Annotated in this window: 14 protein-coding genes and 2 pseudogenes; 4 read left to right on the top strand and 12 right to left on the bottom strand. The window is 61.7% G+C overall.

What is annotated here, in order from left to right; translation table 11 throughout:
• Nucleotides 1-15: 15 nt before the first annotated feature.
• The 3 genes from HMPREF2656_RS13675 to merA form a co-directional block, all read right to left on the bottom strand.
• A complete protein-coding gene (locus HMPREF2656_RS13675; protein ID WP_038589558.1) occupies nt 16-405 on the bottom strand; it encodes a peptide chain release factor I in 390 nt (129 codons plus the stop codon).
• 192 nt (nt 406-597) lie between these two features.
• Nucleotides 598-948, bottom strand: coding sequence for a hypothetical protein (locus tag HMPREF2656_RS12070; protein WP_038593990.1), 351 nt, complete (start codon nt 946-948; stop codon nt 598-600).
• Complete coding sequence (merA, locus tag HMPREF2656_RS12065; RefSeq protein WP_070816886.1) at nt 945-2,366, bottom strand: mercury(II) reductase; 1,422 nt, start codon at nt 2,364-2,366, stop codon at nt 945-947. Before merA ends, HMPREF2656_RS12070 begins: the two co-directional genes overlap by 4 nt.
• A 98-nt stretch (nt 2,367-2,464) precedes the next feature.
• On the opposite strand from merA, the gene HMPREF2656_RS12060 reads away from it, so the two are divergent.
• Nucleotides 2,465-2,854 carry a heavy metal-responsive transcriptional regulator gene (locus HMPREF2656_RS12060; protein WP_005290994.1) on the top strand — a complete coding sequence of 130 codons (390 nt, stop codon included), beginning with the start codon at nt 2,465-2,467 and terminating at the stop codon, nt 2,852-2,854.
• A 46-nt stretch (nt 2,855-2,900) separates the two neighbouring features.
• On the opposite strand, the pseudogene HMPREF2656_RS13670 reads toward HMPREF2656_RS12060, so the two are convergent.
• From HMPREF2656_RS13670 to HMPREF2656_RS12045, 3 genes and pseudogenes are all read right to left on the bottom strand, one after another.
• Nucleotides 2,901-3,146, bottom strand: a pseudogene (locus tag HMPREF2656_RS13670) (alkane 1-monooxygenase); the annotation flags it as partial.
• Between the two features lie 93 nt (nt 3,147-3,239).
• Nucleotides 3,240-3,494, bottom strand: a complete 255-nt coding sequence (locus HMPREF2656_RS12050; protein ID WP_070421656.1) for a hypothetical protein — start codon at nt 3,492-3,494, stop codon at nt 3,240-3,242.
• On the bottom strand, nt 3,484-3,729 hold the full coding sequence (locus HMPREF2656_RS12045) for a ribbon-helix-helix domain-containing protein (RefSeq protein ID WP_070421655.1): 246 nt from the start codon (nt 3,727-3,729) through the stop codon (nt 3,484-3,486). Before HMPREF2656_RS12045 ends, HMPREF2656_RS12050 begins: the two co-directional genes overlap by 11 nt.
• A gap of 185 nt (nt 3,730-3,914) precedes the next feature.
• On the opposite strand from HMPREF2656_RS12045, the gene HMPREF2656_RS12040 reads away from it, so the two are divergent.
• On the top strand, nt 3,915-4,277 hold the full coding sequence (locus HMPREF2656_RS12040) for a VOC family protein (protein WP_070421654.1): 363 nt from the start codon (nt 3,915-3,917) through the stop codon (nt 4,275-4,277).
• Nucleotides 4,278-4,434: 157 nt separating this feature from the next.
• Here HMPREF2656_RS12040 and arfB (HMPREF2656_RS12035) read toward each other — a convergent pair whose 3' ends face one another.
• From arfB (HMPREF2656_RS12035) to HMPREF2656_RS12030, 3 genes and pseudogenes are all read right to left on the bottom strand, one after another.
• Nucleotides 4,435-4,878 (bottom strand): alternative ribosome rescue aminoacyl-tRNA hydrolase ArfB, encoded by a 444-nt coding sequence (gene arfB / locus HMPREF2656_RS12035; protein WP_070816905.1) that lies wholly within the window; start codon nt 4,876-4,878, stop codon nt 4,435-4,437.
• 31 nt (nt 4,879-4,909) lie between these two features.
• Nucleotides 4,910-4,978: pseudogene (locus HMPREF2656_RS13530) on the bottom strand (hypothetical protein); the annotation flags it as partial.
• Nucleotides 4,979-5,049: 71 nt separating this feature from the next.
• Entirely contained in the window at nt 5,050-5,358 is a 309-nt protein-coding gene (locus tag HMPREF2656_RS12030; protein WP_070421653.1) for a VOC family protein, read from the bottom strand.
• A gap of 331 nt (nt 5,359-5,689) precedes the next feature.
• On the opposite strand from HMPREF2656_RS12030, the gene HMPREF2656_RS12025 reads away from it, so the two are divergent.
• Both HMPREF2656_RS12025 and HMPREF2656_RS12020 read left to right on the top strand, forming a co-directional pair.
• Complete coding sequence (locus HMPREF2656_RS12025; protein ID WP_005290974.1) at nt 5,690-5,971, top strand: type II toxin-antitoxin system RelE/ParE family toxin; 282 nt, start codon at nt 5,690-5,692, stop codon at nt 5,969-5,971.
• A gap of 34 nt (nt 5,972-6,005) precedes the next feature.
• Entirely contained in the window at nt 6,006-6,266 is a 261-nt protein-coding gene (locus HMPREF2656_RS12020; RefSeq protein ID WP_070421666.1) for a HigA family addiction module antitoxin, read from the top strand.
• Nucleotides 6,267-6,270: 4 nt separating this feature from the next.
• Here HMPREF2656_RS12020 and HMPREF2656_RS12015 read toward each other — a convergent pair whose 3' ends face one another.
• Genes HMPREF2656_RS12015 through HMPREF2656_RS12005 form a run of 3 tightly spaced genes read right to left on the bottom strand, consistent with a single transcriptional unit; the run spans nt 6,271 to nt 7,671 of the window.
• Nucleotides 6,271-6,870: a putative glycolipid-binding domain-containing protein gene (locus HMPREF2656_RS12015; protein WP_083319543.1), complete on the bottom strand. Its 600-nt coding sequence runs from the start codon at nt 6,868-6,870 to the stop codon at nt 6,271-6,273.
• A 48-nt stretch (nt 6,871-6,918) separates the two neighbouring features.
• Complete coding sequence (arfB, locus tag HMPREF2656_RS12010; RefSeq protein WP_070816885.1) at nt 6,919-7,362, bottom strand: alternative ribosome rescue aminoacyl-tRNA hydrolase ArfB; 444 nt, start codon at nt 7,360-7,362, stop codon at nt 6,919-6,921.
• Nucleotides 7,363-7,383: 21 nt separating this feature from the next.
• Nucleotides 7,384-7,671, bottom strand: coding sequence for a type II toxin-antitoxin system RelE family toxin (locus tag HMPREF2656_RS12005; protein WP_070421651.1), 288 nt, complete (start codon nt 7,669-7,671; stop codon nt 7,384-7,386).
• Nucleotides 7,672-7,674: the final 3 nt, after the last annotated feature.

The following is a 7,674-nucleotide window of genomic DNA, read 5'->3' as shown; positions in this document are numbered from 1 at the left end:
TTTAACGTGTAGTGCTTAACCTCTGCGATGAACTCTTTGATCCCGGGACGTGATGAGGACTGGGGCTATTGTGCTCCCCCGAACGCTACGGCCCGGGGACACGAGGCTGTGTCGCAGGTGCAAGCGAGAGGACCAGGAGCGAAACACAGACCGCTGAGTCGACGCAGTCACGGTAAAGACGGAGCCGTCTAGGCGGTGCTCGAGGTTGCGCGAGATACGGTGACGCTGGGCGTCGGTAAGCGATGCGCATTCGGCGACATCGATGGAAAGCTGGACTTTGCCGTCCGTCGTGTTGACGCCCTGGCCGCCTGGAGTCGACGATTTCGCGAAACGCTCCGCGAGATCGGCGGCGATGACCGCACCGTCGGGGATCCCCGGGCCGGGTGCTATGGTCATGTCGTTCATGCCGCCCAGCCTAGGTGCCCACAACCCTTTCTCGTCTCGGCGGAAGCGGAGACCGCGTCGCGACGGCCGGGATCCAGCCTCAGTATTATCCTCGTCACCGGTTGATTCGAACGCTTTTTGCTCCTCCTTCTCCCGTCGGGCTTCGATTTCAGCGGCCTCCGCAGGTGGCAGTGATCGCTGGATCCGCTCGAACTACCGGTTCCGATCAGCGGTCGAAAGATTTTCGCAGCAGCCGGACCTGCGGCGCCGGTGCCGCCGCCGTAGCCTGACGAGCATCCCCGCCATGACGGCCATCACGACGGCGGTCCCGGCACCGATGATCCAGGGATTACCGAGGAGCCCACCGACGCCTGCGAGTGCTCCGCCCGCCGCGATGAACGGCAGGCCGCAGCAGAGCAGCGACGGAAGCGCGCAGCATGCCAGCAAGAGCAGCCCGGTCACTGCAGCGACGACGGGACCGGCGCGCCATTCGTCGCGGTCCTGATCGGCGCTCATCGTCTGCTTCAGGATGAGATCTCCCCGATTGCCTGCGTTGCCGTTCATGCGCAGCACGACAGCAGCGACGGGTCGGTGGTGAAGGCCTTCGCGGCGATCCGGATGCCCTCGGCCATGGTCAGGTAGGGGGCCCAGGCGTTGGCGACCTCGGCGACGGTCCTGCCGAGCACGTGGACGCCTGCGGCGGCGAGCTCCCCGGCGTCCTTGGCGACGGCGGTCAGGCCGAGGATCTCTTTCGTCTCGGCGTTCACGACGATCTTGATGAACCCGCGGGTGTCGCGGTTGACCAAGGCGCGGGGCACGTGGTGCAGGGGCAGGACGCGGCAGTCGCAGTGGATCCCCGCGGCGAGGACGTCCTTCTCGGTCATCCCGACCGCGCCGATCGCGGGCCCGGTGAACGTCACCCGCGGCAGGCGGGCGTAGTCGACGGACCGGTCGGCGTCGGCGAACGCGTTCTCGGCGACGAGGGTGCCGTGGTGGGCGGCGACGTAGACGAACTCGGGGTGCCCGGTCACGTCGCCCGCGGCCCAGACCCGCGGGTTCGAGGACTGCAGCCGGTCGGAGACGACCACCTCGCCGGAGTCTCCGGTATTCACCCCGACCGCATCGAGGTTCAGGCCATCGGTGACGGGACGGCGTCCGAGGGCGACCAGGACCTGGTCGGCGCGGAACTCCTGCGAGCCGCCGGACAAGGCGGCGGTCACGACGGCCTCGCCTCCCGTGCCGCGGGAGACCCGGGTGGGCACTGCGCGGCTGACGACGCGGATACCCTCGTCGGCGAACACCTCCTGGAGCGCCTTCGACACCTCCGGCTCCTCCTTCGAGGCGAGCCGGGACCGCACGAGCAGCGTGACCTGCGAGCCGAGGCGGGCGAACAGCTGCGCCTGCTCCAGGGCGACGTAGCCGCCGCCGAGCACCAGCAGCGACTCGGGGACCTCCGTCAGCTCCATCGCCGTGGTCGAGGTCAGGTATCCGGTCTCCTTCAGGCCGTCGATCGGCGGTGCCCACGGGCGAGAACCAGTCGCGACCAGGTAGTGGTGGGCCTCGATGGTCTCGACGCTTCCGTCGGATCCGGCAACATCGAGAACCGGCGCATCAGGGGTGCCCACGAACGAGGCGTCGCCGCGTCGGACCTGCCAGCCGTAGGAGTCGGCGACGTCGGCGTACTTCTCGCCGCGCAGCGACTCCACCAACGCTTGCTTCCCAGCGATCAGCGCGGGCATGTCTACGGGATCCGCCGTCGTCGTGATCCCGGGGAACCGGGTTGCGGCGTCGACCGCGACGTGCCGCGCGCCGGCTGCGGCAATGAGCGCCTTCGACGGGACGCAGCCCGTGTTCACGCAGGTGCCGCCGAGCGTCCCGCGCTCGATCATCACCACCGACTTCCCGAGCGTGCTGGCGCGGATCGCAGCGGCGAACGCGCCGCCTCCCGATCCGATGATGGCGAGATCGTACTTCGTAGGCATCGCTACTCCTGTCAACTCTTGGCTTTCTGCTCTGTCTCAGCCATACTGGACCTTCCAGTGCAGGGGAAGGTCAAGCGCGGCCACGGAGGGAGACAGCAATGTGGATCGGAGAACTCGCCGAGAGGGCGGGCACTACCGCGAAGACCCTTCGCTTCTACGAGGAACAGGGCCTTCTGCCCCCGACCGAGCGCACGCCGTCCGGATACCGCGACTACGCGCCCGAGACGGTCGCTCGGATCGACTTCATCCACCGCGGCCAGGCCGCGGGTCTCACTCTCGCCCAGATCCGCCAGATCCTCGACATCCGCGACGGCGGCCATGCGCCCTGCGAGCACGTGCGCGACCTGCTTGACGTGCGCCTCGCTGAGATCGAGCAGCAGATCGCGCAGCTCTCCGTGCTGCGCGACACTATCGCGGACCTTAGCCAGGACGCCGCGCACCCGGATCCTGAAACGTGCAGCACCGATCAAGTGTGTAGATACTTGTAGACGGCGGGAGTCAATGACTCAAACGCTACAACCCCGATATGCGCTAGCGCATGTCGATGCCGCCGGTGCCCACCTCGATGATTTTGGTGGTGGCCGCGATAGCACACAGCAGCGGCATCGGGGCGGAGGCCTGCAGTGCGAAGTGGTGGACTCGGAAGGACGCGTTGTTCACGCCGATTTCGTCCGCAGCCTGGGTGATCTCCAGACGAGTCTTGGCGATCTTTTCCGCAGATGGCCCGCACTAGCTGCCGAAGGCGTAATGCCCGAAGCTTAAGAAGCCGAACGCTTTCATTGGATAACACTCCTTTTGATGGTGTTAACGAGAGGGGGTAACTTTGCAACGACATACCGTGGAATTTAAGTTCAACGTGTAGTGTCCGGGCGGCTAATCAAGCAGACTTCGATACTGCTTACGCGCTTTCATTGAGTGGATGATGGCTTCAGTGCCGTCATCCCAGAGAAGAACGACAATCTCCAGCAACCGCATCGAGGAATCAAATCCGAGCCGAAGTTCGCGCTGCGGGTGATCCTCGTCGAGTGGCGCTTTATAAACGCAGCCTGAGGTGGCTGCAACAATTGAGTCTTCTGGTGCGATACCGTGCTTTTCAGCACTTCGGCGGACCTCGATCTCAAATAGCATTTCTTAGAGCCTCGCGGATAGCACGCGAACGTGACCAACCGTGAGAGGCGGCATACGCATCGAGGCTCGAGATTTCTGTAGGGGAGAGGCGGATGGAAACAACTTGCGCAGCTTCCTCATCCCGTGGTTTTCGCCCGCGCTTCCGAAGCATCTCCACGTCGTACCCCTTTTCCGCTTCGGCTACCCAGTCGTCAATCTGATCTTCGCTGATCGGCTTCCCGTTTATCGTCTTCATGCCAGATACCGTAATACGGAATTGCAGCTGACGCTGTGGTCTCAGGGTGGACAAACACTGATATTCGATCAAGTTCAAAATCAACGGGTAGCCTCTGGCCGCAAGAAGTGAATCCCGTAAACCAGCGTTGAGTTTGGTCTACAGTGGGAGAAACGGTGAGTTCACGGAAAAGAAAGGGATCTGCGATGATGCGTTTTGATCACCTCACTATCTTGACAACTGATCTTCAAGAGTCATGGGACTTTTATCGCGCCCTTCCGGATGCCGAAGTGAGTTCCCCAGAAGACGGATATTTCGAAGTCTCTTTTCACGAAAGCGTGATCGGAGTATTTCACTTGGTAACGTTCGCTGAAGCGACGAAAACTAGTCCCACTCAATCTGGTGGCGCAGTTATTCAATTTTCGGTTGACGATGTAGATGAATACTGGAGCAAACTGCCGACCGCTTACCGACAGAATGGATCATCGCCCCAGAAGATGCCCTGGCACACGTACTCTGGGTATATCTCTGACCCAGACGGCAACATTCTGGAGTTCTACAAGTCGTAGATTGGGACGCTCCAATCCTTTCTTTCACGTAGCGGTCATCCAGATCACAGGTGCCTGGCGGGACGTGGGTTACTCACCTGCATGTTTCTCTGGACAGCCTCGTACTTGGTAAGGCACGTTCTAGGTGGGACGTAAAAGGACTCAGTAATGGTTCGAACTAGGGGATTTCGGGTTGCCGCCGTGTGGACTTGAGTTCCGAGCGCTGCTTTTTCGATTCGAGACGGCGTCGCACTGAGCTCCGTGTCGGCTTGGTCCTGCGCCGCGGGGGAGGAGGCGGGCCGAGCGCGTCGCGTAACAGGACAGCCATGCGGTGGCGTACCTCGGCGCGGTTGCGCACCTGAGACCGCTGGGTCGATGCGGTAACGGTAAGGACGGTGCCGTTTAGGCGAGGCTCGAGGTTGCGAAGGGCGCGGCGACGCTGGGGGTCGGAAAGCGATGAGCAAGCAGCGATGTCGATGGAAAGCTGCACCTTGCTGTCCGTGGTGTTGACGCCCTGTCCGCCTGGCCCCGTCGACTTCGCGAACCGCTCCGTCAGGTCGGCGGCGACGATAACCAGACCGCCGGGGATCCCTGGGCCGGGCGCGATGGTCAGATCATTCAAGCCGCCCAACCTACTGAGGGTTGATTCCTCATCAGACCCGCCGTGCGAGATCGGGGTAGTGTGCGACCACTCCGTCACCGTCGACCTTTAACTCGACTTCGACTCCACGTGTTCCGCTTGCGTATCGAACTAGTTCGGAATCGAGGGAGCTGTAGTACTAGTCTGACGCGATCACCTGGAGGGACGGCATATCAATCCCGGTGCTTTGTGGGTGCCGAGTTCGGTTGCGCCCAGGCCTTTGAGTCGCTCTACTAAGGATTCGCGCTCCGCTCCGCTAGCGTCGATGTGCATGTGGTTCTTGCCAGGCGTGGGATCGTCAACGCGCTGAAACCCTAGCGTCGGGGTGGAATCAACCATCACGAAATCGCCGTAATCCGCGGCGATTTCGCAGCCGGTTGCGGCCGCCCAGAACTCGGCGAGCCGGGACGGTTCGAGGCAGTCGAAAGTGATCTGGCGGATCGTGAAGTTGGGGTCGCTCATCGGCATCATTATGGGAGCGGGGCTAAGAAAGCGCAGCCTGGTGTCCGCGCGGGGACTCAGCCTTCCGGCGTAGTGGAGCGTTTTGAATCGCGAGGGTCACTCCCGCGAGAGCGTAAGAACTCGATGTCATAGCCTTTTTTGGCTTCGGCGACCCAAGCATCAACCTGATCTTCACTGATCGGCTTCCCGTTTATTGTCTTCACGGTAGCCACCGTAATGCGGGGCTTGCGACTGTGTGGTTGTGTAAAGTGGCTGTGCATTGCATTCGGGTGAGCACAAACTTAACGTTGTGCGTTATTGACGCTTCGCGTTATGGGGGATAGGGTGAGACATGATCCAGTCATTCGCTGACAAGGACACTGAGCGTCTGTGGAATCGAGAGCGGGTTCGCTCGATCGATTCCCGCATTCACTCAGTAGCGCTGCGCAAGCTTCGCCAGCTTGGGTACGCGCAGACTCTCGATGAGTTACGGATTCCCCCGGGAAATCGGCTCGAGGCCTTGAAAGGCGACCGGCGGGGTCAGTTCAGCATTCGAATCAACGACCAGTGGCGGATCTGTTTTCGGTGGTCCGCCGCGGGGCCAGAGGAGGTTGAGATCGTTGACTACCACTGACAAGCTCCCTCCGGTTCACCCGGGTGAGATCCTCATGGAGGATTTTCTCAAGGAAATGGAGATCACCCAGCACAAGCTGGCCGTCTCCATCGGCGTTCCACCCCGCCGCATCAACGAAATTGTTCACGGCAAGCGCGCTATTACTGCTGACACTGCCCTTCGTTTGGCGAAGTTTTTCGGGATGAGCCCCCAGTTCTGGCTCGGGTTACAGGCCCAGTACGACCTGGATGTGGCAGAAGACAAAATCCTCGCCGAGATCGAGCGGATTCAGCCGGTTCAGGCCGCCTCGGCGTAGGAAGTCAGAGACCCGACACGCGTCGCGCCATATCGGGGTAGTGGACGACAACCCCATCTTCGTCGACTTCGAGCTCTACATCGACTCCTCGTGTTCCGCTTGCGTAGCGAACTTTGTGTGAGTCGATTGAACTGTAGTACTGATCCGAGGCGATTACCTGGAGAGAGGGCATATCGATCCAGGCCATGATGAGCGGAGTCTTGGGGACATTCTCTTCGAGCAACCCGAGGCGCCGGATGGGCATCGTGTTTGTCAATGGGCATAGTCCGAGATCACAGTCCAGTGCAGTTTCAAGATCAGCTGGTTGCACAAGACCCGGTGACGGGAGGTGGTCCGGCTGGGTGCCTGATTCTTTAGTAGTCGATTTCCACTCGCCTTCTTCGGACCGTGTGAGCTTAAGGTGACGCTCCCAACCTTCGCCCACGACGTTGGCCACCACGTTTTGAGTTACCCAGTTTTCTACAGCCCTCAGATCCCAGGCGGCTTTGTAACCTTCCCCGACCTGGGTACCGCTAGCCGTCAAGCCAGTTTGGTGGAACTGCACCCTTGCTTCGTTCTGGATTAAGGGGTTGTCTACATGCTGCCATGTGTAAGTCCGTTCCATGCGCTGAAGCCTACTGGCCCAGGGCGCTTGTGGTCGATGGTGACAGCTCTAAGGAATCTGGGGCCGCTTCCTCATGGACTTCAGCTCCGAGCGACGCATCTTCGCTTCTCGACGGCGCCGCACCGAGCCCCTGGTCGGCTTCGTCTTGCGCCGCGGGGGAGGCGGCGGGGCGAGCGCCTCGCGCAGCAGGGCGGCCAACCGCTCGCGCGCCTCGGCACGGTTGCGGACCTGTGACCGCTGGGACGACGCTGCCACGGTGAGGACGGTGCCGTCCAGGCGGTGCTCGAGGTTGCGCAAGATGCGGCGGCGTTGGGTGTCGGTAAGCGATGCGCACGTGGCGATATCGAGGGAGAGCTGCACCTTGCTATCGGTGGTGTTGACGCCCTGGCCGCCCGGGCCCGACGATTTGGCAAACCGCTCCGTCAGGTCGGCGGCGGCGATGACCACGCCGCCGGGGATCCCCGGGCCGGGCGCGATGGTCAGGTCGTTCATGCCGCCCACCCTACGTCCGAGCTAAAAATCGCGATAGATCTCGCGGCGATGACCGATTGAAAGCACTTCGATTGTGATTGTGCCGTCGTTGATGAGAGCGAGGATTCGGTATGTGCCGACGCGGTAGCGCCACTCGCCGGGCCGATTCGCGATGAGCCCTTTCCCAAATGCTCGTGGGTTGGTGCAACCTTCCAAGTTGTCTTTGATCCAGGTGGCGATAATCCGCGCGTCGAAGCGGTCCATCTTCTTCAACTGTTTGCGGGCGCGGGCTGTGAATTCGAGCTTGTACTCTCCTGCCGCTGCGTTCATTGA

Source organism: Corynebacterium sp. HMSC034B08, assembly GCF_001835805.1.
GTDB classification, from domain to species: Bacteria; Actinomycetota; Actinomycetes; order Mycobacteriales; family Mycobacteriaceae; genus Corynebacterium; species Corynebacterium coyleae.
This window is presented reverse-complemented; position numbering and strand designations above follow the sequence as displayed.